Consider the following 22,718-nt stretch of genomic DNA (forward strand, 5'->3'; position numbering starts at 1 on the left):
TGGATTTTAGACAGGAAAAAACCCATCACATATATGACATTCCCCTTTGAATACATAAAATGCGGTGGGTTTTTTCTTTTGATTCTTTGCTCGACACCTTTTCACACTGGTAGATTTAATCCGTCCATGATACTACCAAATTACCTTCTTATTTCCCAATTTACGATACTATTTCTAGTATCACAAGTAATATCGGTTGTTTTTGTAATGGTACTTAGGTACTAGAAAAAAACATTTCATAAAAAGAAAATTTTTATTTAAGAACAATTCCTAAAATCTATTAATTAAAAAAGGGGGTGTAAAAGGTGTATGGAAAAATTATATTTTAAAAATTACTTAATATTTTCTTAAATTACAAGATTATCTTAGAAATTGATTAAAATATGGGGTAGAATAGTAGTTGGTACCTATCAAATTTCTTAAAATGAAGTAATTTTATATATAATGACAGTTTTTAGGAATTGTTTATAGGCAGTTAATTGCCCTGCTATTCTTTAGAGAATATAATAAAAAGAGATGTATGGGATAAGGTATGTTTAGAGATTTGGGAGGAAAATATGAGAAATGTAACAAAGATGTTTTTAGCAATAGTTTTAGCTTTGGGTTTGATTTTTTTTTGTGATATAGCCACGGAATCAGAGCTGACTTTCATGGAAGCAAGTGCTATTTCTTTAAAAACCATTAAATTAGATAAGGGGGCATCTAATAAGGATATTCAGGATGCTTTGGATGTAAACAGCAAGGGACAGTATAAATTGACTGTTGTTATTCCAAAGGGTACCTATAAGTTAGATTCGACTTTATATGTTTATCCAAATACCACCATCAGTGCAAAAGGAGCCACCTTAAAAAAGACTAAGCGTTATGGGGCAATGGTGGAAAATGTTTTAGATAATGACAAGGGTGGATATGATGGAAATCATGATATTACAATTGACGGTGGAAAATGGGATTCTTCACCTATTATGAAAAAAAAGGGTACTGAAACATTTAGATTTATTCATTGTAATAATATAACCATAAAAAATGCCAGTCTTTGTAATGTACCAGTAGGAAGTCATTTAATTGTTTTTGCAGGAACCAGACGATGCCTGGTAAGTAATTGCAAGTTTTATGGATATTATAATTATAAAAAATTAACTGCTGCAAAATGCCCAAAGGAAGCCATACAGTTGGATATTGTTCACTCTTTGGAACAGGTACCAACAAAACAATATGTTTGCTGGGATGATTTACCTTGCACAGGCATTACCATCAGTAATAATGAGTTTTACAAGTTTTCAAGGGGAATAGGCAGTCATACTGCTATAGCAGGGAGATTTCATTCATTTATTACAATTTCCAACAACAATTTTCATGATCTTTCAGACGAGGTAATGAAGTTATTTAATTATCTTCATTTAACCATAAATGATAATACTATAAAAAATGTAAGACAGGGAATTTTAGCTTATACTTATCTGGAGGCGGCTGAAAAAGACTCTTATTTTGGAACAAATAATAAAAAGGTGTATAGTTTACCTGGGGATTATGATATTATAATTGAGAATAATACCATAAAAAATGTAAAAGATAAGGGTGAATTCTGGGGTGATGGAATAAGAATTATCGGAGGAGATGAAAGACCCATACCGGGAGTTATAATCAGAAACAATAAAATATCAAATACCGACAGATATGGCATATTTACAACCTATGCCAATGGAATAAAGATTCTTAAAAACAAAATTCACAAGGCAGGGGCAGATGGTATGAATCTTGGAAATTCTTCCTTTGCAGTTATAAAAAAGAATAAAATTTCCAATACTAAATGTGATGGAATAAAAATATCTGTAGGAAGTAATTATACAAATATCTCTTCCAATACCATAAAAAAATATGGAATGGGAAATGCTTATGGTTCCACCTATGGAATTATGCTTGCGGATTGCAGGGGCAGTAAAAAACATAATATTTTAGTAAAAAACAATCTCATAGAGGGAAAAAGCAAAGGTGACAGAAAAGATGGTATAAGGACAAGTAATGCAGATTATGTAAAGGTATTAACAAATGAGGTGGTTTCATCAGGAGGTTGTGGAGTTTACAGCTATAACAGTAAGCATGCCTATATTAAGGGAAATAAAATATTGAAATCCCTAAAAAACGGTATAAATCTCACAATTAACTGTAATGATGCTAAGATTGTCTCAAATGTAATTTCTTCTCCAAAGTCAGATGGTATTTTTATATTTGATTCAAAGGCTTCAAATGTTAAAGCAAATACCATAAATGCCTCTAAAGGTGTTACCGGTATTTTGATAAATGAATCTAATTCATCTAAGATTCTAAATAATAAAGTTAAAGGAACTACAAAGAAAAGGGGGATAGTAATAATTAAATCAAAGCATTGTAAAAAGAAAAATAATGTAATTAAAGTTAAGTAACTATTTGAAAGGTGTGACAGGATATGAAAAATAAGTTTGGAAAAAAAATTTTATTAAGCATGATGGTTTTATTTTTAAGTTTTTCATTTGGTTTCTTTTTAAACACAAAGGAGTCAATGGCTAAAACTACAGAAAAGACCATAACCGTTACTAAAGGTTGTACTTATAAAGAGGTTCAGGAAGCATTAGACGAAAATGCATCAGGAAAGTATAAACTTACCGTAAAGTTACCAAGAGGAACCTACAAATTCCAGGGACCTTTATATGTTTATCCTAATACTACAATTATAGCTACAGGTTCCAGAATCTATAAAGAAAAGGCCAATGGAGCCATGGTAGAATCTAAACTGGTAAAAGATAAAGGCGGTTATAATACAAATCATGATATAACAATAATCGGAGGAGCCTGGGATTCTACTCCTACCAAGAATAATAAAAGCGGTACGGAAACCTTTAGATTTATTCATAGTAATAATATTACCATTAAAAATGCCACATTATGTAATGTACCACAGGGAAGTCATTTAATAGTATTTGCCGGGGTAAAAAATGCTGTAGTGGAAAATTGTAATTTCTATGGATACAAAAATTATAAAAAAACAAATGTTCCAAAAGAGGCAATACAGCTTGATATATGTCATAGCGTAGTTTTAGTACCTACCCAGCAAACAGTTAAATGGGATGATTTGCCTTGTGAAAATATTACAATTAAAAATTCTAAATTCCATGAATTTTCAAGGGGTATAGGTAGTCATACTGCAATTAACGGCAAGCTTCATTCAAATGTAAAAATTTTAAATAACAAGTTTTATAATTTATCAGAGGCTGCCATAAAACTATATAATTATAAGAATTCAAGAGTAGAAGGAAACAGCATTAATAATACAAAGGTAGGAATCCTTGCCTATACTGCTATTGAGGGAACAAGCGGAGATTTCTTCCAGCCGTTAAATAAGAAAGTGGGTAAACTTCCTTCTAATTACAATATTGTTATTAAAAAGAACACCATAAAAAACAGTAAAGATACCAAGAATGTTTTTGGTGATGCCATAAGGGTTTCAGGTATTTCAAGCAGACAAATACCAGGAGTAACAATAAAACAAAATAAATTATACAATACCAGTCGTTATGGTATCTATACAACTTATGCAAGGGGAGTAAAAATTGACGGTAATACCGTACAAAAAACAGAAAAAGACGGAATAGAACTTATAGATACCGTAAATGCAAATGTAATTAATAATACAGTATCAAATACTAAACTTAATGCCATTGCCGTTTCAAGTGGAAGCAATTGTGCAACAGTAACCAATAATACAGTTTCAAGCTATGGACTTTCCCAAAAATCAGGTGCCATGTATGGAATTATGGTTTGGAAAGCCAAGGGTAAATCAAGCAAATATATTGTTATAAAAGGAAATAAAGTAAATGGAAAAGGAAGCTTAAATAATCGTGACGGCATAAGAGCCACTGCTTCTGAATATGTTTACATTAAATCAAATACCATAAAAAATCCTGATGGACACGGTGTTTATGTCGAAGCGGTAAAGGCTGCTTCAGTTAAATCAAATAATATTTCTAATTCCAATAATGTGGGATTGATTGTTGTAAACTGTAATGGTGCTAATGTTGAATCTAATAGCCTTTCTGGAATTAAGTCAGATGGAATTATGGTTCAGTTTACAAGTTCGGCAAACATCAAATCCAATACTGTTAAGCTTTCAGCAGACAAAACAGGAATTTATGTACATGGATGTGCCGGAGCTAAAATAATGAGTAACAAGATAAGCTGTAAAACAAAATCAAGTGGAGTTATTATAGCAGAATCTCCAAATCATGTTAACAGTGGAAATGTTGTATATTAAATAATAAAAGAATAAAACAAACTCTCACAGACCCGGATAATCCTCCGGGTCTTTTTCATGAAAATTTTATGAAACCATCACAGATTTTTGGGAATAAAACAAAAAACATTATCCGATATTATTGTATTATGTTTTTTCAGGATAATTAAAAGTGTTTACTAAAAAAGAGGATGGAAGATATGAATAATAAAAAGGAAACAATTATTAGTGAAAACGGGGAAAATGCTTTTGAAGAAAGAAATGATGAACTAATTGAAAGAAATGAACTGGAGTTAACAAAAATAGTCAGGGCTTTATCAGAAAACTATCTGACAATGCATGTTATTGATTTGAAAAATGACCGTTTTGAAGAGATAAGCGATGTAGACGCCGTAAGAAAATATGTAAAAAGTAAAGAAGGTGCTACAGAACAGATGATGAAGGTTATGAAGCATACCATTACAGAGGAGTATTCAGAAAGGGCTTTGGAATTTACTGATTTAACTAAAGTTGCCGAAAAAATGAAAAATAAAACCGTTATGTCAGAGGAGTTTATCGGGATAGATTATGGTTGGATAAGGGCAAAATTTATAGTAATGAAAAGAGATGAAAATGATGAGGTGGAAAAGGTCATTTTTATCACCAGAGTAATAGAAGAAGAAAAGGAAAAAGAAGAAAGAATAATAGAACAGTCATATATAGATGAGCTCACAGGATTTTTAAATAGAAAATGTTATGACAAAGACATTAAACATTATTCCATGGTTCTTCAAAAAGAAAGGATTACCTATGTTTCCGTAGTAATAAATTCATTAAGAAGTATAAATGAGCTTTTTGGTCATGAAACTGGAGATGAGATAATAAAGGCAACGGCAGAATGCTTAAATACAGCATTTGGAGGCTATGGAAAAATATACAGATATAACGGGGCAGAATTTGAAGCTTTAGTGATGGCTGACGGAAGTGAGTTTGACAGACTTTTGCATATATTAAAAGAAAGCTCTAAACAATGGAGAGGAGAAGGTTATGAAAACTTACCACTTTCCTATGGATATGCTCAAAGAAGTGAATTTGAAGAGGAGTCTTTAGAAGAACTTGCCGTTATAGCCAGAAAAAGAATGAAAGATGCAGATGATTTTTATTATGAAGAAAACGGCTTTGATACAAGGTTTATTTCAGATGCATTTTCGTTATTATATGATACCTATATAACAATAATTCAGGCGGATTTTTTAAATGGAAGATATTTTTTCATAAAAAACGACTTGGAAGAAAAGCCTCAGGGAGATATTTTTAAATGGCTTCAGGAGGATAAAAAAATTGATAATGTAAATGATAAAAATTTGGAAGAATATAAGGAAAAAACCTCTAGGGAATACTTAATAGATTATTTTGCAAAGGGCAAAAAAACCTTTAGTTTAAACTTTGTAGGTTATCGTGACGGAGAAATGAAAAATCTTTTATTGGAAATAATAAGGTTTAAAGATTATTCTCAGGATAATCAAAAAGTATATATTTATATAAAATGTCTTGATTGTTAAAGGGAATTTACATCAGCACAAAAAGAACCGATATGTTATATATACATAAAGGTTCTTTTTTTGGTGCAAAAAAGGTTAAAGCTCATTTATAAAGGAGTAAGAAAAATGTTTTGTATAGATAATCCCAAGGTAAAAAATCTGTTATTAAAAGGAAATATTGGACTTGAAAAGGAAGGCTTAAGAGTATTAGAAAGCGGTTATCTTGCACTTTCAGCTCATCCTTTAAAAGATGTTAGATATGTAACAAGGGATTTTGCCGAAAATCAGCTTGAAATAAATACCAAGGTTTTAAAAAGCGAGAAAGAAGCTATAAATGAGCTTAATAAGCAGTCATTGATAATTCATAAAAAATTAGCATCCATGTCAGAGTATCTTTGGCCTTTTTCAAATCCGCCCTATATTAGAGATGAAAATGACTTACCTATTGCAAAATATGAAGAAAAAGATGCCCATCAAAGAAAATACAGGGAACATCTTTCAGATATTTACGGCAGATATAAAATGAGTTTTTGTGGTATTCATTATAATTATTCCTTTTGTGATGAATTATTAGAGGAAGACTTTTCTTACAAAAAACTTAAAAGATTTAAAGAATACAAAAATGCCTTATATATGGATTTAGCTAAAAAAATGGAAGTTTACGGCTGGATAATTACTGCTGTAACTGCTGCAAGTCCCATTGTAGACAGCAGTTTTTTAGAAAAAGGAAAAACCGGAGACAGCAGATTTTTGGGAATGGCCTCTTTAAGATGTTCGGAAATTGGATATTGGAATCATTTTACACCTTTGCTTGATTACAGTGATATATATAATTATGTAAAAAGCGTAAAAAGATATGTTAATGAAGGCTATTTGTCCCAGGCAAGTGAATTATACTATCCCATAAGGCTTAAACCCGCGGGAATAAACAGTCTTGACAGTTTGGAAAAAAACGGAATAGATCATATCGAACTTAGAATGATAGACATAAATCCTTTAGAAAGTGCAGAACTTAACCTAAAAGATCTTGTTTTTGCCAAATTGCTGATGGTTTGGTTAGCTTGTTCTAATCCTTTGAAGCTAAAAAAACATGAACAGATAATGTCTATACAAAACTTTAAAAATGCAGCTTACTATGACTTAGATATGGTAAATATTTTTCTTCCTGACATGGGAATGGTATCTGCAAGAAAAGCAGGTATTGAAATAATAGAAAAAATGGAAGAGTTTTTTAAGGAGGATTCCGGGGATATTAAGGAAGTTCTTTTGTTTGAAAAAGAAAAATTCCTGGATGCAAAAATGCGATATTCCTCTATTATATATGAAAAATACCGGGATGATTATGTGAAAAAAGGCATCATTCTGGCAAAAAAAAGACAGGAAGAAATAATTAAGAAAGAATGTTTTATAACTACATAAAGCATGTTAAAAAAAGTATAAAATTACTCTTAAATATGCCATAAAACCCAACAAAACCGTTGAGATATAGCGATATATTATTTAAAATAAACTTATAAATACAGTGATAATACCTAAAATTTTTGTCCGAAAGTGAAAACAGGAATAGATGTTGTGAAATTTTAGCCTGTTACCTGCTTTCTTATATGAAAGAAGAGTGAAATATGAAGATAACATTTATGGTTGGAAACGGATTTGATATTTCCATAGGATTAAAAACTTCATATAAGGATTTTGAAAAATGGTATTGTGAATTACCTAGTGATTCACCTTGCGTAAGAACCTTCAAGGAAGACATACTAAATCATTATCAATACTGGTCTGATTTTGAAAGAGCCCTGGGGGATTATTCAAAATATTTTACGCCGGAAAATGCCATGGACTATTTAAAGTGTGCAGAAGATGCTACCAGAGCATTGGATCAGTATTTAAAAATGCTTCTTTCCGAACGACCAGAAAATGAGCCGGAGGAGGTAATTCTTGATAATTTAAGAAGGCGCCTGGTGTGTTTTTATTCTGAACTTAAAACCTCGGAAAAAAATATGTTTTTTGAGATGTTTGAAGAAGATAAAGAGTCGGATTCGGAAATGAGAGTGGTATCTTTTAACTATACCAACAGTCTTGATTATTATGTTAAGCTTTTGGCAAAAAAGCCCATAGATACCTGGAAATATCTGACTTTGACTCATACCATGAAAATGAATCCGGTTGTGCTTCATATTCATGGAACTACCGACATGTATCCTATTTTAGGAGTTAATGATAAAAGTCAGGTTACAAATGTTGAGCTTTTTAATGTGCCTGATTTTAAAGAAGCCCTTATAAAAAGAGAAACCATAAGAGCCATCGGGGAAAACTGGGACGAAGAACTTATGAAAGTCATTGATGAAAGCGATATCATAGGTATTTTTGGGTTATCTCTTGGAGAGACCGATGCTGTTTGGTGGGAAAAAATCGTAGACTGGCTAAATGAAAGTGCCAACAGAAGGATAATTATATATGATTATAGCTTAGATCCTCCGAATAATATTTTAGTCAGAGAACTACTTGTAAAAACAAGAAAGGTAAAAAATAAGCTAAGAAGATATGATACCAGAGGCGTGTGGGAGAATGTAGAAGATAGGGTACATGTAGTATTTAACACAGACAAATTAAAATTAAGAGAAATAGATAAAAGTAATATAGTAAGTCTTATGAGAATGAAGCGACATGAAGGTTGAGCTTGCTACTTTTATTTACATAAAAACGAAAGATCTTAAGGAACAGGGCGGCCTTTAAGGTCTTTTGTTTTTTTATAAAGAATGATAATATGTTAAAGGATTAAACTTATTTTTATTAAGAACGGAGGCAGCATAAATGGGAGGATTTTTTGGAGTAGCATCACACAACGATTGTGTATTTGATCTATTCTACGGCACTGATTATCATTCGCACCTGGGAACCCGCAGGGCAGGACTTGCAGTATATGACAAAGAAGAGGGTTTTAACAGGTCAATTCACAATATTGAAAGTACCAATTTCAGACCTAAATTTGACAAAGATATTCTTAAAATGAAGGGTTGTCTTGGAATAGGATGTATTTCGGATTTCGAGCCACAGCCACTTATAGTGAGGTCACATCACGGCACCTATGCCATTACAACAGTAGGAAAAATCAATAATATAGAAAAAATTTCAAATGATTTATTTAGTAAGGGACATTCTCACTTTCTTGAAATGAGCGGAGGAGATATAAATCCTACGGAACTGGTAGCTACCCTTATTAACCAGGAAGAAACCATAGTAGACGGGATTCGTTATGCCCAGGATGTAATTGATGGTTCCATGACACTTATGTTATTAACCAAAGATGGAATATATGCCGCAAGAGATAAATATGGCCGTACTCCTGTAGAGATAGGCTACAAGGAAGGGGAAGATGGAGGACATTGTATCTGTTTTGAAAGCTTTTCATTCTTGAATCTTGGATATTCCCTTAAAAAGGAATTAGGCCCTGGAGAAGTGGTTTTTGTAGATGCTGATTCCATTACCCAGTTGGTTAAAGCCAGACAAGAAATGAGAGTATGTTCATTTTTATGGATTTATTATGGATTTCCTGCTTCAACCTATGAGGGATTAAATGTAGAGGATGTTCGTTACAGATGCGGATATAAGCTTGCCCAAAGAGATATGGAAAGAAATATAGAGCCAAATATGGTAGCAGGAGTACCTGATTCAGGTATCGCCCATGCCGTTGGTTATGCCAATAAATCAGGAGTTCCTTATTCAAGACCTTTTGTAAAATATACTCCTACCTGGCCACGCTCATTTATGCCTACCATACAAAGCAGAAGAGATCTTATTGCCAGGATGAAATTAATACCAATAAGAGAATTATTAGAGGATAAAAAGCTTCTTCTTATTGATGATTCCATTGTAAGAGGAACTCAGTTAAGAGAAACTACCCAATATTTATATAAAAGCGGTGTAAAAGAGGTACATATCAGACCTGCCTGCCCACCATTGGTGTTTGGATGCAGATATCTTAATTTTTCCAGGTCAAATTCTGAGGCAGAGTTAATTACCAGAAGGATGATTGAAAAATTAGAGGGCAGTATGTTTCCGTCAGAAGAGACTCTAGCCAAATATACCGATCCGAATTCGGAAGAGTATATGCAAATGTTAGAAGAAATCAGAAAACAGTTGGGATTTACATCCCTACATTATCACAGACTTGATGATATGATCGAAGCTATTGGAATGGATAAATGTAAGCTTTGTACTTATTGTTGGGATGGAAGAGAATAAAAAATAAATATACAGGGCCGGATTATTAAAAAAGTAATCCGGCTTTTTTAACACATGTTATTGAAGTTTAAAGGCAGGAATAAATTTTTCTTAATTTTTTTAAAAAGCCGCCACAGAATGAAAAATTAGATATATAATAGGTCAAAGGAAAGTTATTTGTATTATATTGTGACAGGTGGCACAAAGTGCCACTGTGTTCATGAGGAAGTAGCGAAGCGGATTCCGAATGTCCGCTTTACATAATGAATTTGTAAGGTATAAAAGAAACTTAGAAAAGGTAATAAATATTGGGAAAGGAAGAGGGTTAAATTTTTATGAAATATGATCTTCATTGTCATACAAAAGAAGGTTCAATTGATGCACAAATCGGGGTTTATGACTATGCAAGGAAGCTAAAATCTCTTGGCTATAAGGGAATGCTTTGTACCGACCATGACACCTACGGTGGCTATCGTACATGGGAAAGGCTTAAAGCTGTAGGTAATGAGGTTAAAGATTTTTATGTGCTTAAGGGAATCGAGTATGATACAAAAGACGGAGGACATGTAATATGCATTCTTCCTGACAATGTATTTTGTCCTATTTTGGAAAGAAGAGGGCTTAAGTTAGAACTTCTTGCCATGATTGTACATCTTTACGGTGGAATAATAGGAGCTGCTCATCCATATGGAAATGGAAGTTTTGCCATTACAAATACAAGGCTTTATAAGAAAAACAAGGAAATAATAAATATTTTTGATTTTATAGAAACCAATAATGCAGGAATAACTGAGGAAGCTAACTGGAAGGCAAAAAGACTTGCAAACCATTATAAAAAACCACAAACGTCAGGTTCTGATGCCCACAAGAAAAAACAGGTTGGAACAGCCTACACAGAATTTGATACAAAAATCACCTGTAATAATGACCTTATAAGGGCAATAAAAGGTGACAGCAAAGTTCAGATAGTTAATCTTTTCAGTGCAGACAGAGTCAAATACATGAATGCTTTACAGATTAAATTAGGAGTTGTGGGATACTGGGTTTACAATCAGCTTGAAGCTTTATTAAATACCCATGCCAGAAACAGAGTATTTGAAGATACCTGGAAGGGCGTTGAAATTGCCAAAAAAGAAATTGAAGATGTAAAGAAAAAAAGTATTGATATCTGTGAAGAAATAGTAGAGGATGTTGTGGTTGACATTCAGCATTTTAAAGATGAACATAAGAATATTCACGAAGATATCAAAAATTTCGAAGACTATAAGAGAATCTATGAAGAGATAAAGGGAAGTGGAAATTACAAAAAACTCCCTCAATATGTTAAGAAAAAACTGATGCCCCCAAGGGATATTCACAGTAAAAAAACTTATAAACATTCATAAAAATATTACCCTCCTCATTTTGGGGAGGGTAATATTTTTGTATTTTACACCGGAATCCATATTTCTCCGTCACAAGGGGGGATATTAATATCCAAACGGTCATTTTGGGCTGTTAAATGTTTATTTGAAAGCTTACCAACAAATTCATTTTTACCAAAAGCAGGAAGATTAAATCCGGCAGGATTTTCATCATTATTTACCGTTATTATGGCAAGTTCATTATCCATGCTTCGTGAAAAAGAATACTGTCTGTTAGTAAGAAGTAATTCTTGATATACTCCATAGGATAAAGCCTTTATTTCCTGTCTTAAATGCCCTAATTTAGCCAAAAGATTTGTATATTTATTGTTATTAATATAGTCTTTGTAATCTTCCAAATTAAGGGCAGGACGAAGATTTACATCAGTACCGTAAACCTTTTTCGCATCTAGGCAAAATTCAGAGCCATAGTAGATTGAAGGAACTCCCGGCAAAGTATAAAGCAAAATATGTACAGGCACAAAATGTTCTTTATTGTTAAGCTTGGTATAAATTCTGTCCACATCATGATTATCAGAAAAATTATAAAGTCTAAGGGAAAGAATATTATTACCGGACATATCATTAAGTCTTTTTATTGTATGGGCGATTTCAAAATAATTATGTTCATTATGCCCTGAATATAAAGCCTTATGAAGTGGATAATTTGTAACGGCAATAAGCATATCATTATTGACCCAGCGGTTATATTCACCATGAATAACTTCTCCCATAAGCCAAAAATCAGGCTTTACATCATTAATAACCCTTCTGATATGTTTTAAATATTCAAAATCCATTACATCAGCAGCGTCTAATCTTATTCCGTCTATGTCAAATTCCTTCACCCAGAATTTTATTACATCGGCAATGTAATTTCTTACTTCCTCATTATAGGGATTTAATTTTACCAATAAGTCAACACCACCCCAGTTATCATAGGAAAAACCGTCATTATAGGAATTATTATTGTAAAAATTTACATTAAGATACCAGTCTTTATATCTGGAGTTTTCACGGTTTTTTTGAATATCTTTAAAGGCAAAAAAATCTCTTCCGGTATGATTAAAAACCCCGTCTAAGACTACTTTTATGCTGGCTTCATGGCATTTTAAAACGAAATTTTTAAGGTCATTATTATCACCTAAACGGGAGTCAAGTTTCATATAATCAGTAGTATCATAACCGTGACTTCCGGATTCAAAAAGGGGGCCAAGATACAGTCCGTTACATCCTAAGGCTTTAATATGGTCTATCCAGGGGATAATATTATTTAAGCGGTGACTTACATTACTGTAATCATTTTCAACAGGAGCATCGGCAAGACCTAAGGGATAAATATGATAAAAAGAAGTTTCATCGTACCATGTCATAGTTTTTTCCTCCGTTTCGTAGTAAAGCGGATATTAGGAATTTGCATTCGAATTCCGATTACTATGGGTTCAAATTAATAATCAACAAGTAGTATCTATTATAGCATAAAAGAAAGTTCGTATTTTTATGAGAAAAAACGCTAATTATAAACAATTCTTAAAAAGGTTGACTTTTTCATGTTATAATGTTGATAAATGTTAAGAATAATAAAAAAATATTTGCGAAAAGTCGCAATAAAAGAAAGGCAAAAAATGATAAAAAACAAAAAACTTATTGAGAGATTTTTAAAATATGTAAGTATTGATACCCAGTCAGATGAGGATAGCGAAAGTTCTCCTACCACAAAAAAACAATTCGATTTAGCTAATATTTTAGCAGAAGAATTAAAAGAATTGGGCCTGGAAGTAAGCATGGATACAAAGCATTGTTATGTTTACGGATACCTAGAAAAAAGAGGAGACATAAGCAATAATAACGCTTTAGGCTTTATTGCCCATATGGATACTTCCCCTGAAGCATCAGGCAAAAATGTAAAAACAAGAATAATAGAAAATTATCAGGGAAAAGATGAACTTCTTTCTGAAAAAGAATTTCCGGAGCTGTTAAATCATATAGGCGAAGATCTTATAGCAACAGACGGAAATACTTTACTGGGGGCAGATGACAAGGCAGGTATTGCCGAGATAATGACTGCTTTGGAATACTTAAAAGAAAATGAAGAAATACCTCACAGACCCCTTGCAATATGCTTTACACCAGATGAAGAAACCGGAAGGGGAACAGATTATTTTGATGAAGAAAAATTCAAGGCAAGACAGGCTTATACCGTAGATGGTGGAAAACTTGGAATTTTAGAATACGAATGTTTTAATGCAGCAGGAGTAAAAGTTTTCTTTAAAGGAAATAATGTACATACCGGCAGTGCAAAAAATGTAATGATAAATGCAATATTACTGGCTAATGAATTTATAAATATGCTTCCTGCTAATGAAAGACCTGAACATACAGAAGGTTATGAAGGTTTTTATCATGTAGGTGAAATTAAAGGTGATGTTACAGACCTAACAATGAAAATGCTTATTCGTGACCATGATAAAGAAACCTTTGAAAAAAGAAAAGAATATCTTATGGAAGTTGCCGGATTTTTAAACAAGAAATATGCAAAAGAAGTAGTTGAATTAGAAATTAAGGATCAATATAAAAATATGAGAGAAGTCCTTGAATCTCATATGGAACTTATTGATAATGCCATGGACATTCTTAAAGAATTAGGGGTAAATGGAAAAACTATGCCTATTCGTGGAGGTACAGACGGTGCAAATCTTTCCTTTAGGGGAATACCTTGTCCAAATCTTTGTACCGGAGGTTATAATTATCATAGTGTAAATGAATATGCCAGCATACAGGAGATGGAAATTACTACTGAACTTTTAATAAAATTAACAGGCAGATAATAGATTAAAGAACAACAATAAAACAGCCATATAAAACTTTTATATGGCTGTTTTGGGGTTTATATAAAGTTGTTAAAAGAAATAATCAAATTTTATGTATACTATCTTTTTAGGGAATGCCTTAATAATAAAGGCTTTTGGCTTATCTTTTCACTAATAATTCCTTCACTGATAATAGCTCCTGCTATTATTAAAATCCCACCTGCAATCTGCATTAAAGAAAGAACTTCCTTAAGGATAAGAGCTGAAAAAACTATAGCTGATAAGGGTTCTAAGTATCCACAAACAGATAGAGTCTGTACCGGAAGCTTTCCTATTGAGGAATAGTATAAATAACATCCAAATCCTGTATTGATAATGCCAAGTATCAAAAGTGGAACAAGGCTTTCAAAGGAAACATTTACTGAAATTCCTTTTTTAAAAAATGTATATATACCTGCAGTTAAACTACTGACAAAAAGCTGTATAATAACATTTTCAAGTCCCTGAATATTTTGGCATTTCTTATTGAAAATAACCATCAAAGCATACATTAATGCTGATATCATGCCAAAACAAATTCCTAAAAAATTAATTCCGCTGTTTACTGCCTTTAAATTAATCAGGCAAATTCCAAAGATTACCGTGAGAAATCCTAAAAGTTTTATAAGGGTGAACTTTTCCTTAAATAAAAAGGGTGATAAAACCATTACAATAACCGGACCACAATAATAACAAAGGGTGGCGATACTAACGCCAATCTGGTTATAAGCTTCATAAAGGAAAATCCAGGAAACACCCATTGAAATGCCTGAAAAAATCAGCATCAAAAAGGATTGTTTTTCCTTAAAAAATGTAAATTTATTTTTTGTAATAATGAAGGCTGTAATAAGCAGCACACTTCCAATAAATGTTCTAAAAAAAACTATTTCATAGCTTGTAATATCTATCATACTGGCAAGTATTCCATTTGAGCCAAAGATAAGCAATGAAAAAATATACTTTAGAAAATCATTTTTCATTTCAAAGACCTCGGTTATACAAATAACTGGGTATTTAAAGTAAAGATTGGCGGCCACTTTATTTCTTTACAATACCTGCTTAAGTAATGTATCATATAAACGATTATTACAAAAGAGAATGTTTGTAATGAAATCTATAACAAAATCAGATATAAAAAATAAGGACAAAAAATGGAGACAAATATTCAAAAATACATGGCTTTTGTGGAAACTGTAAGATTAGGAAGCTTCACAGAAGCTGCTGAAAAATTAAACTATTCTCAGTCAGGAATAAGCAGAATGATTGCTGATCTTGAACACGACTGGAATCTTACACTTTTGGAAAGAGGTAGATTTGGAATCAGAATAACCTCAGACGGATTAAAAATCTTACCCTTTGCCAAAAGACTTTGCAGCGAATTTGAGAAAATACAAAGTCAGGTAAGTGACTTAAAAGGCTTAGAAAAGGGACTTATTAGAATCGGCACAGTATCAAGTGTTGCCACTCATTGGCTTCCAAAGATTATTAAAGAATTTCAAAAGGATTATCCGGGAATAGATTATGAAATACTTTTAGGAGATTATCTTGAAATTGAAGAATGGATTGAAGAAGGAAGAGTAGATTGTGGATTTTTAATACTTCCGGTAAAAGAGGAATTTTATAGTATAAATCTAAAAAAAGACCAATTAATGGCCATAATCCCCCAAAATCATCCTTTAGCTTACAATAAAACTTATCCAGTAAGTCGCCTGGAAAAAGACTCTTTTATGCTTCTTGATAAAGGAGGAAAAAACGAAATTTCAGGTATTTTTTCAGAAAACAATATCACTCCAAATGTTAGATTTACCACTTTGGATGACTATGCCATTATGTCCATGGTAGAAAACGGATTAGGAGTAAGCATACTTCCTGAATTAATCCTAAAAAGAATTCCCTATAATATTTTAATTAAGCCCTTAGATAAGCCGGCTTTTAGAGATATAGGCTTTGTTTTAAGGGATTTTGATACGGCTTCCATTGCAGTAAAACGCTTTATGGAATACTTAAAATATCGGGATTAAAGAGTATTTTAAATATAGATAAAATCAGACATAAGTAGCATAAATACTACCTATTTTTCAAGGGATAAACTATCATAAAAAAAATATTGCTGTCGATATAAGAAGGTGAAGGTACTTGTGTATCTTTGGGGCTAAAATGATGGATTCATTCTGAAAATGAATATTATTAATAAAGCATACAGGGAGTAGTATTTGTAAAATGTAATAGTGTTCTATTTGTCAGGGATTATTAAGGAGAGTGCTTATGGCTGAGAAAAAAGTAAAAAAAACAAAAGGGCAAAATAAACCAAAACGCAAAAATTTTATGGAATTGTCAAAACTTATTTTAATCAGGGTTGTTCCTGGTTTAACATTAGTTGTATTTTTAATTTTTGTGGCAATTTTTATAAATATAAAGGCAAGTTACAGTGACCAGATTGTACAGCGTATGAGCAGTGAATGTGGTAGTGTTAGTAACCAGATTAAAGTATGGAGTAATGAATGTATGGCCATTTTAAACTGTGTTGCAGAACAGTATGAAAATGGATTTCTTGGAGATAAAACCAATTATGTAAAATACATGGAAGCTTTAGGCGAAAATATTATCACCGGTAGTAGCGGTATATATATTGTTTATGAGGATGGTACAACTCTTTCCCATGACGGTATAGAATCCTATCCGGAGTTTCCTTCAGAGGACTGGTATAAATTTGGCCTTTCCAATGACAAGGCGGCTTTTGATAAATGTTCATATTATACCTCTGATGGTATGACTGAATATTCTGTTACCTGTGCAAGAAATATTAAAGACAAAAGTGGTAATCCTATAGGAATAGCAGCATCTGACCTTCAGTTTTCTTCCATTAGAGATACTATAGTAGAAGAAAGTGAAAAACTTAATGCATCTTTTATACTTATAGATAATAAAAGTGGTATGGTTATTGCTTCTAGTGATGAAGAATATTCAGGACTTACAGTGGAAGATGCTCAAGATGAGTTCTTATTGGATTTACTCAAAAATTTTGATGTGGATCATGTTAATCAGACAATTAAAACATCAAAGGGTAATTATGTTATCACTGTTCAGGGAATAAATGGTACAGAATGGTATCTTATGATTTATGAAAAATATGACACTGCTTACGATGCTTTAAATAAAATTCTTTTAATGCTGGTATGTGCAGCAGTATTGATTTTTATAATTATTACAGTATCAATTAGTTTAACTGTAAGAAATGCTATGAAAGGCTTAAAGAAAGCAACGGGAGACATTATCGATATTTCCAAGGGAAATCTTTCAGTTAAATTTGCAGAGACTAAAAAAGGTCTTGAAAATGAGGTTACGGATATTAATACCAACCTTCAATCCTATATTACAAAGATGAGCACCATTATTTCAGAGGTAAATAATACTTCTGAAAACTTAAATAAACATGCTTTGGATTTTGAAGATTTGGCAAATGGTATTAATGAGTCCACAGAAACCCAAAGGAGTTCTTTAAACAATCTTTCTGAAGAAATGAACAGTATAAATGAGTCCATTATAAATCTTTCTGCGGATTCGGAAAATCTGTCAAAGATTGCAGAAGAAACTGCTCTTTCCAGTTCTGAAGCCAGAAATTATATGGAAACTGTTAGAAGTGAATCAGAAGAAACCCAGGATAACCTTAATAAAGTTACCCAGAGAATGCATATAGCACAAAACTCTTTGGATGAGCTTGTGTCCCATGTATCAAATGTAGAAAAATCCGCTGAGGAGATTTCGACCATTACCTCTGTAATTAAGGACATTGCCTCCCAGACCAATCTCCTTTCCTTAAATGCTTCTATAGAGGCTGCAAGAGCAGGAGAGGCCGGCAAGGGATTTGCGGTAGTAGCAGATGAAATCAAACAGCTTGCCTATACCAGTAATGAAAATGCCGGAATGATTGAAAAACTTGTTTCAGATATTTCGGAATTAATGACTAAGACTGGAGAAGCCACCAAGAAGAGCGTAGATGATATTACAGACGGTGTAAGTATACTTGAAAAAATCGTTGGTGATTACAGTGATACCGTTGTTCAGGTAAAATCTACAAGTGAGCAGATAAACAAGATGCTTAATAATGCAAAAGAGGTAGATGAGATATCAGGAAGAATAGTTGAGGCAACTACTACACAGGCTAACGGCACAAAGACTGTACTTTCTAATACCTTAGAGATAGAAGAAAATGTCGAAGAAGCCAGACATCGTAGTGAGAAACTTAAAGAAGGTGCTGAAAATCTTAAGAATATATCAGATGAGCTTCAGGAACAGATGAAATTCTTTAAGTTTTAAATATAGATATCCAAATTAATGTAATAATAAAAACATAAGAGCACCCGCTACCTGGTGGTAGGTGTTCTTTTGTTAATAAAAATAATTTATAAGGAGGAGGAATATGAAACTTCGAGTATTATCAATGCTTATTGCTGTAATGATGGTTTTTAGTGCATGTGGTGGCAATGCACCGGCTACAGATAGCAGTAAAAACGAAAGCACAAAAGAAGCAGAAAAAACCACACAAGAAGATAAGGAAAAAGTGCCGGAGTCAGAGCTATCAAACAATGAGGATAGGGAAAAAGTGTCAGAGTCAGAGCTACCATACAATGAGGATAAAACGGCTTCTGATAAATGGGATTTTGAATTTATGGGTGCAAACATGGAAATAAAGGAGCTTAGTGAGTTTCAAACAGATCATACCGGAGCATTAGATCTTGATAGCTGGTTTGTTGATTGCGGTGCCGATGACCATTTGATTTGTACCACAGAAGATTCAACGGAAGTGGTTTCTTTTAAGGCGGTATTTGGTCAATGGGTAATCGAGGTTACAACCAAAAATTATGATTCTCAATATTGCTACATCTATATTTATACCCCTGGTGAAAATGCATATATTAAAACTGATTATTCATCAGGAATAGAACTGATTTATAACATGACTGATGATGACAGTCAGATGCCACATGATATATTGGATTATCTCTATAATCTGGTGGTATATGTAAAAACCTGCCCGGACAATCCGGTAATACTTTATGGCATAGATGGGCTTCCGGTAGAAAAGCTGGAATGATAAATCAGTTATCAGTAAAACACATGAGTCCTGCGTTCACTTACACTGTTGAATTCCACTGAAAGCGGATCTGTAAATTCACTTCCGCGGTCAGTTAATATAACAGGAAATAACTGTGTAAATACGTCATGACCAAGTTTTTCATAGAGGTCATTAAATATATCTTTTACCGATTTAGCAGTATTAGAATCACGTAAAAAAGCACTCGACGCAAATGCAACGCAAAAAAATACGTTGCATTTGCGTAGCCTTTATCGTAATATAAAGTTGCGATAAGTAGTGGGAGGAATTATTTAATGAAGGAAACAAGAATCTTAGAATATAAATCTGAAGTAACAAATTCATTTTTAAAAACAGTGAGTGCTTTTTCTAATTTCGGAACAGGAAAAATACTGTTTGGAATTGCTGATGATGGAACTGTTATTGGTATAGATGATCCGGATCAGAAATGTCTAGAAATTGAAAACAAAATTAATGATTCTATTTCACCTAAACCTGATTATGCCCTTTCGATTAATAGATTAAATAATGTTATAACGTTAGATATAAATGAGGGAAGATATAAGCCATATCTCTACAAAGGGAAAGCATATCGAAGAAGCGACACTGCTTCTGTTGAGGTTGATCAAATTGAATTAAAGCGCCTTACGCTTGAGGGAAATAACATATACTTTGAATCATTAGCTAATGAGGATAAGAATATGACTTTTGATGAACTTGAGAAAAGTCTTATTGATAAGCTAGGAATAACAGGAGTTAATGACGATACACTTAGGACTTTAGGGTTTTATACAAAAGAGGGGCGGCTCAATAATGCAGCTTCACTATTAGCTGATAAAAATAATTTTTCAGGAATTGATGTTGCTCGTTTTGGTAAATCTATTGATGAAATACTGGATCGAGAGAGTTTTATTCATATGTCGATAATCACACAGTATGATAAGGCTCTTACTATGTATAGAAGATATTACCAATATGAGCAGATAAAAGGTGCTGATAGAGTTTTAATTGAAAGGGTGCCTGAAAAAGCATTTCGTGAGGCGGTTGCAAATGCATTAGTACATAGAACATGGGATATAAATGCAAATATTAGAATATCGATGTATGAGGACAAGATTGAGATTTCTTCACCAGGTGGGTTGCCAAGTGGAATTAGCGAGGATGAATATTTGCATGGAAATATTTTCACATTAAGAAATCCAGTATTAGGAAACATTTTCTTTAGATTACATTATATTGAAATGTTTGGAACTGGAATAAAACGAATTGTGGATGCATATAAAGATTGTCAAATAAAGCCACGGTTCGAAATAAAAGATAATTCAATTACGGTTACGCTTCCGGCATTATCTGCAACAATATCAGTTACATCAGATGAAAATAAGTTGCTGGAGTTGTTAACTAGTGAAATGCGTTACAGCAGCAGTGAAATAGCAGAAAAACTTAATTGGAGTAAAGATAAAACAGTTAGAAATTTGAATAATCTGCTTGATGCAGGCTATGTTATAAAATATGGAACTGGCAGAGGCACGAAATATTCAAAAAAGTAAAAGCTTAAAAAGTGTCGTAGGATAGCACACCAGATCAGGCAGCTATCGCCGAGAAACACTAATTGAAAATGCGCTATTTCTGGGAACATTTGAGATCCCAAAATCTTACATACAGAAAGCTGCAAAGCTCTACTACGGTGAGCATCGCAGATTTCGGTTCCCAGAAAAGCTTGAACAATTGAAGCGAATGAAAGTCAACCTACAGCAGATGAAATTGTTGAGTTTGCAAAACTCTATAAGGTAGATGTTCGAGAATTATTATTAGAATCCTACGCCAAGGAAAGTGAAGAGCAGATTCTTTGTAATAGATACATCTCCTTATGTAGGTTATACGACCAGCTTTCTACTAAGGATAAAGAAGATGTTTTCTGGGTAATCAAGCAAAGGATTGCTGGATTAATTTAACCTATAAGCTTATAACCTTAATTATTTTTAAAATATTATCTGTTTTAGAATATAAGATGTGATAAGCTTATAAGGTAATTTAAATCAACAAATCGGAGTTTGAAGCGGAGGTATGTATTATGAATATAGGATTTTGGTCGTGTATAATTTTGGTAATACCATTTCTGATTATAGGTGTGTTATTTGCGATTTTTAAGGAAAAAGCAGCAAAATTTGTTTCAGGATTTAATTCATTTTCTAAAGAAGAACAGGCATTGTATGATAAAGCTCATATCTCTCGTGATATAAGAAATCAGTGTTTTATGTGGGCTATTATAATGTTGGCAGGAGCATTATTATCCTGCTTTTTAAGCCCATATATAGCTATACCAACCTATATTATTTGGTTAGTTCTGTTTTTTAGAGAAGTCCACTTTGATAATCATAAAGCGTTTGAAAAATATTTATTAAAGTAAATTACAATTTGAAGATGTGTAAAAATATAATTCGATTTTTTTATAATGATAAAGTCGAGCAAAGGTTTCCTAAAGCTACTATAATTTGTGGCAAGGAGGTAAGGAAATGCTTAAGCAATTAAACGACACCATCAATTATATTGAAGAACATTTATTGGATGAAAAAGTGATTGACGAAGCAATGAAAAGAGTCAGCGTTTCGGAACTACATTTTAAAAATGTTTTTTTCTTTCTAACAGGTATGTCTATAAATGAATATGTTAAAAACCGAAGATTGTCTGAGGCAAACTATGATTTGCTTCATGGCAAAAAAGTGACGGATATTGCTTTTAAGTATGGCTACCAATCGATGGATGGGTTTACACGAGCATTTAAAAACTGGTGTGGTTTCTTACCCTCCGAGATTTCAAGGAGAGGGGAACTTAAAGTGTTTCCCAAATTTAATTTCATAGTAAAAGTAAGCGGAGGAAACAGCATGAAATGCAGAATTATTGAAAAACCGGCATTTAATTTTGTCGGTGTAAGTAAACGAGTACCGATGCAGTTTGAAGGAGTTAATAACGCAATTGTGGATCTTGCAAACAGCATCACGCAGGAACAAAGAGAAGAAATGCATCGTCTGCAAAATATGGAACCGTTTGAAGTTGTCAATGTTTCCTATAATTCAGACACAGAGTTTAAGAAAGAAGAAGGTTATCTGACACATTTGATTGGTGTTTTGACAACAGAAAAAGAAATTGGTGCAGGTTTAGAAACTTTGCCAATGAAAGCAGGAACATGGGCGGTGATATTGTCAATAATGGTTTACACATTTAACTCGTATAAAGAAGATAGCTATGCAGCCATAGGTAGAGCAGCATAGTATCTCTCTCTTTTATTCTAGGAGGAAGTCCATCATTGGATGTGCAGATTCTCCTGTTGTTCCAGTAGCTCATGAAGTATCTCCAGAT

General features: G+C 32.8%; 16 protein-coding genes and 2 pseudogenes. 14 read left to right on the forward strand and 4 right to left on the reverse strand.

The features are described from left to right. The first annotated feature begins 557 nt into the window (after window positions 1-557). From BM153_RS11160 to BM153_RS11190, 7 genes are all read left to right on the forward strand, one after another. The gene (locus BM153_RS11160; protein WP_092873847.1) at window positions 558-2,423 is read left to right on the forward strand and encodes a right-handed parallel beta-helix repeat-containing protein; all 1,866 of its coding nucleotides are present in this window, start codon (window positions 558-560) and stop codon (window positions 2,421-2,423) included. A 23-nt stretch (window positions 2,424-2,446) separates the two neighbouring features. Further along, on the forward strand, window positions 2,447-4,288 hold the full coding sequence (locus BM153_RS11165) for a right-handed parallel beta-helix repeat-containing protein (protein ID WP_092873850.1): 1,842 nt from the start codon (window positions 2,447-2,449) through the stop codon (window positions 4,286-4,288). 179 nt (window positions 4,289-4,467) lie between these two features. Next, window positions 4,468-5,808 (forward strand): GGDEF domain-containing protein, encoded by a 1,341-nt coding sequence (locus tag BM153_RS11170; RefSeq protein WP_177205652.1) that lies wholly within the window; start codon window positions 4,468-4,470, stop codon window positions 5,806-5,808. Window positions 5,809-5,913: 105 nt separating this feature from the next. Next, a complete protein-coding gene (locus BM153_RS11175) occupies window positions 5,914-7,206 on the forward strand; it encodes a hypothetical protein (protein WP_092873856.1) in 1,293 nt (430 codons plus the stop codon). A 203-nt stretch (window positions 7,207-7,409) separates the two neighbouring features. Beyond that, complete coding sequence (locus tag BM153_RS11180; RefSeq protein WP_092873859.1) at window positions 7,410-8,465, forward strand: AbiH family protein; 1,056 nt, start codon at window positions 7,410-7,412, stop codon at window positions 8,463-8,465. A 136-nt stretch (window positions 8,466-8,601) separates the two neighbouring features. Further along, window positions 8,602-10,032: an amidophosphoribosyltransferase gene (locus BM153_RS11185; protein ID WP_092873862.1), complete on the forward strand. Its 1,431-nt coding sequence runs from the start codon at window positions 8,602-8,604 to the stop codon at window positions 10,030-10,032. 314 nt (window positions 10,033-10,346) lie between these two features. Next, window positions 10,347-11,396 (forward strand): PHP-associated domain-containing protein, encoded by a 1,050-nt coding sequence (locus BM153_RS11190; RefSeq protein WP_092873865.1) that lies wholly within the window; start codon window positions 10,347-10,349, stop codon window positions 11,394-11,396. 44 nt (window positions 11,397-11,440) lie between these two features. Here BM153_RS11190 and BM153_RS11195 read toward each other — a convergent pair whose 3' ends face one another. Continuing rightward, window positions 11,441-12,787 (reverse strand): alpha-amylase family glycosyl hydrolase, encoded by a 1,347-nt coding sequence (locus tag BM153_RS11195; RefSeq protein WP_092873868.1) that lies wholly within the window; start codon window positions 12,785-12,787, stop codon window positions 11,441-11,443. A gap of 252 nt (window positions 12,788-13,039) precedes the next feature. Here BM153_RS11195 and pepT point away from each other — a divergent pair, with 252 nt between their 5' ends. Further along, window positions 13,040-14,242 carry a peptidase T gene (gene pepT / locus BM153_RS11200; protein WP_092873871.1) on the forward strand — a complete coding sequence of 401 codons (1,203 nt, stop codon included), beginning with the start codon at window positions 13,040-13,042 and terminating at the stop codon, window positions 14,240-14,242. A gap of 101 nt (window positions 14,243-14,343) precedes the next feature. Here the strand turns inward: pepT and BM153_RS11205 are convergent, their stop codons facing one another. After that, entirely contained in the window at window positions 14,344-15,243 is a 900-nt protein-coding gene (locus BM153_RS11205; RefSeq protein ID WP_092873874.1) for a DMT family transporter, read from the reverse strand. Between the two features lie 171 nt (window positions 15,244-15,414). Between BM153_RS11205 and BM153_RS11210 the strand changes: the two genes are divergently transcribed. From BM153_RS11210 to BM153_RS11220, 3 genes are all read left to right on the forward strand, one after another. Beyond that, window positions 15,415-16,284, forward strand: a complete 870-nt coding sequence (locus tag BM153_RS11210; protein ID WP_092873877.1) for a LysR family transcriptional regulator — start codon at window positions 15,415-15,417, stop codon at window positions 16,282-16,284. Window positions 16,285-16,528: 244 nt separating this feature from the next. Continuing rightward, window positions 16,529-18,580: a methyl-accepting chemotaxis protein gene (locus tag BM153_RS11215; RefSeq protein WP_092873880.1), complete on the forward strand. Its 2,052-nt coding sequence runs from the start codon at window positions 16,529-16,531 to the stop codon at window positions 18,578-18,580. A 103-nt stretch (window positions 18,581-18,683) separates the two neighbouring features. Next, a complete protein-coding gene (locus BM153_RS11220) occupies window positions 18,684-19,358 on the forward strand; it encodes a hypothetical protein (protein WP_092873883.1) in 675 nt (224 codons plus the stop codon). A 14-nt stretch (window positions 19,359-19,372) separates the two neighbouring features. Here BM153_RS11220 and BM153_RS14450 read toward each other — a convergent pair. After that, window positions 19,373-19,561 (reverse strand): annotated as a pseudogene (locus tag BM153_RS14450) (IS30 family transposase); the annotation flags it as partial. A gap of 93 nt (window positions 19,562-19,654) precedes the next feature. On the opposite strand from BM153_RS14450, the gene BM153_RS11230 reads away from it, so the two are divergent. From BM153_RS11230 to BM153_RS11240, 3 genes are all read left to right on the forward strand, one after another. Continuing rightward, complete coding sequence (locus BM153_RS11230; RefSeq protein ID WP_092873886.1) at window positions 19,655-20,908, forward strand: ATP-binding protein; 1,254 nt, start codon at window positions 19,655-19,657, stop codon at window positions 20,906-20,908. 524 nt (window positions 20,909-21,432) lie between these two features. Beyond that, window positions 21,433-21,768 carry a DUF3784 domain-containing protein gene (locus BM153_RS11235; protein ID WP_092873889.1) on the forward strand — a complete coding sequence of 112 codons (336 nt, stop codon included), beginning with the start codon at window positions 21,433-21,435 and terminating at the stop codon, window positions 21,766-21,768. A gap of 106 nt (window positions 21,769-21,874) precedes the next feature. Beyond that, window positions 21,875-22,630, forward strand: a complete 756-nt coding sequence (locus BM153_RS11240) for an AraC family transcriptional regulator (protein ID WP_242949135.1) — start codon at window positions 21,875-21,877, stop codon at window positions 22,628-22,630. Here the strand turns inward: BM153_RS11240 and BM153_RS14310 are convergent. Continuing rightward, window positions 22,603-22,718 (reverse strand): annotated as a pseudogene (locus BM153_RS14310) (IS3 family transposase); the annotation flags it as partial. The gene BM153_RS11240 and the pseudogene BM153_RS14310 overlap by 28 nt on opposite strands.

Source organism: Acetitomaculum ruminis DSM 5522 (assembly GCF_900112085.1).
Taxonomy (GTDB): domain Bacteria; phylum Bacillota; class Clostridia; order Lachnospirales; family Lachnospiraceae; genus Acetitomaculum; species Acetitomaculum ruminis.

Bases quoted from the DNA above. Each gene is read 5' to 3' on its own strand.
- BM153_RS11160 (WP_092873847.1), top strand. From the start codon at position 558: ATGAGAAATGTAACAAAGATGTTTTTAGCAATAGTTTTAGCTTTGGGT.
- BM153_RS11165 (WP_092873850.1), top strand. From the start codon at position 2,447: ATGAAAAATAAGTTTGGAAAAAAAATTTTATTAAGCATGATGGTTTTA.
- BM153_RS11170 (WP_177205652.1), top strand. From the start codon at position 4,468: ATGAATAATAAAAAGGAAACAATTATTAGTGAAAACGGGGAAAATGCT.
- BM153_RS11175 (WP_092873856.1), top strand. From the start codon at position 5,914: ATGTTTTGTATAGATAATCCCAAGGTAAAAAATCTGTTATTAAAAGGA.
- BM153_RS11180 (WP_092873859.1), top strand. From the start codon at position 7,410: ATGAAGATAACATTTATGGTTGGAAACGGATTTGATATTTCCATAGGA.
- BM153_RS11185 (WP_092873862.1), top strand. From the start codon at position 8,602: ATGGGAGGATTTTTTGGAGTAGCATCACACAACGATTGTGTATTTGAT.
- BM153_RS11190 (WP_092873865.1), top strand. From the start codon at position 10,347: ATGAAATATGATCTTCATTGTCATACAAAAGAAGGTTCAATTGATGCA.
- BM153_RS11195 (WP_092873868.1), bottom strand. From the start codon at position 12,787: ATGACATGGTACGATGAAACTTCTTTTTATCATATTTATCCCTTAGGT.
- pepT (WP_092873871.1), top strand. From the start codon at position 13,040: ATGATAAAAAACAAAAAACTTATTGAGAGATTTTTAAAATATGTAAGT.
- BM153_RS11205 (WP_092873874.1), bottom strand. From the start codon at position 15,243: ATGAAAAATGATTTTCTAAAGTATATTTTTTCATTGCTTATCTTTGGC.
- BM153_RS11210 (WP_092873877.1), top strand. From the start codon at position 15,415: ATGGAGACAAATATTCAAAAATACATGGCTTTTGTGGAAACTGTAAGA.
- BM153_RS11215 (WP_092873880.1), top strand. From the start codon at position 16,529: ATGGCTGAGAAAAAAGTAAAAAAAACAAAAGGGCAAAATAAACCAAAA.
- BM153_RS11220 (WP_092873883.1), top strand. From the start codon at position 18,684: ATGAAACTTCGAGTATTATCAATGCTTATTGCTGTAATGATGGTTTTT.
- BM153_RS11230 (WP_092873886.1), top strand. From the start codon at position 19,655: ATGAAGGAAACAAGAATCTTAGAATATAAATCTGAAGTAACAAATTCA.
- BM153_RS11235 (WP_092873889.1), top strand. From the start codon at position 21,433: ATGAATATAGGATTTTGGTCGTGTATAATTTTGGTAATACCATTTCTG.
- BM153_RS11240 (WP_242949135.1), top strand. From the start codon at position 21,875: ATGCTTAAGCAATTAAACGACACCATCAATTATATTGAAGAACATTTA.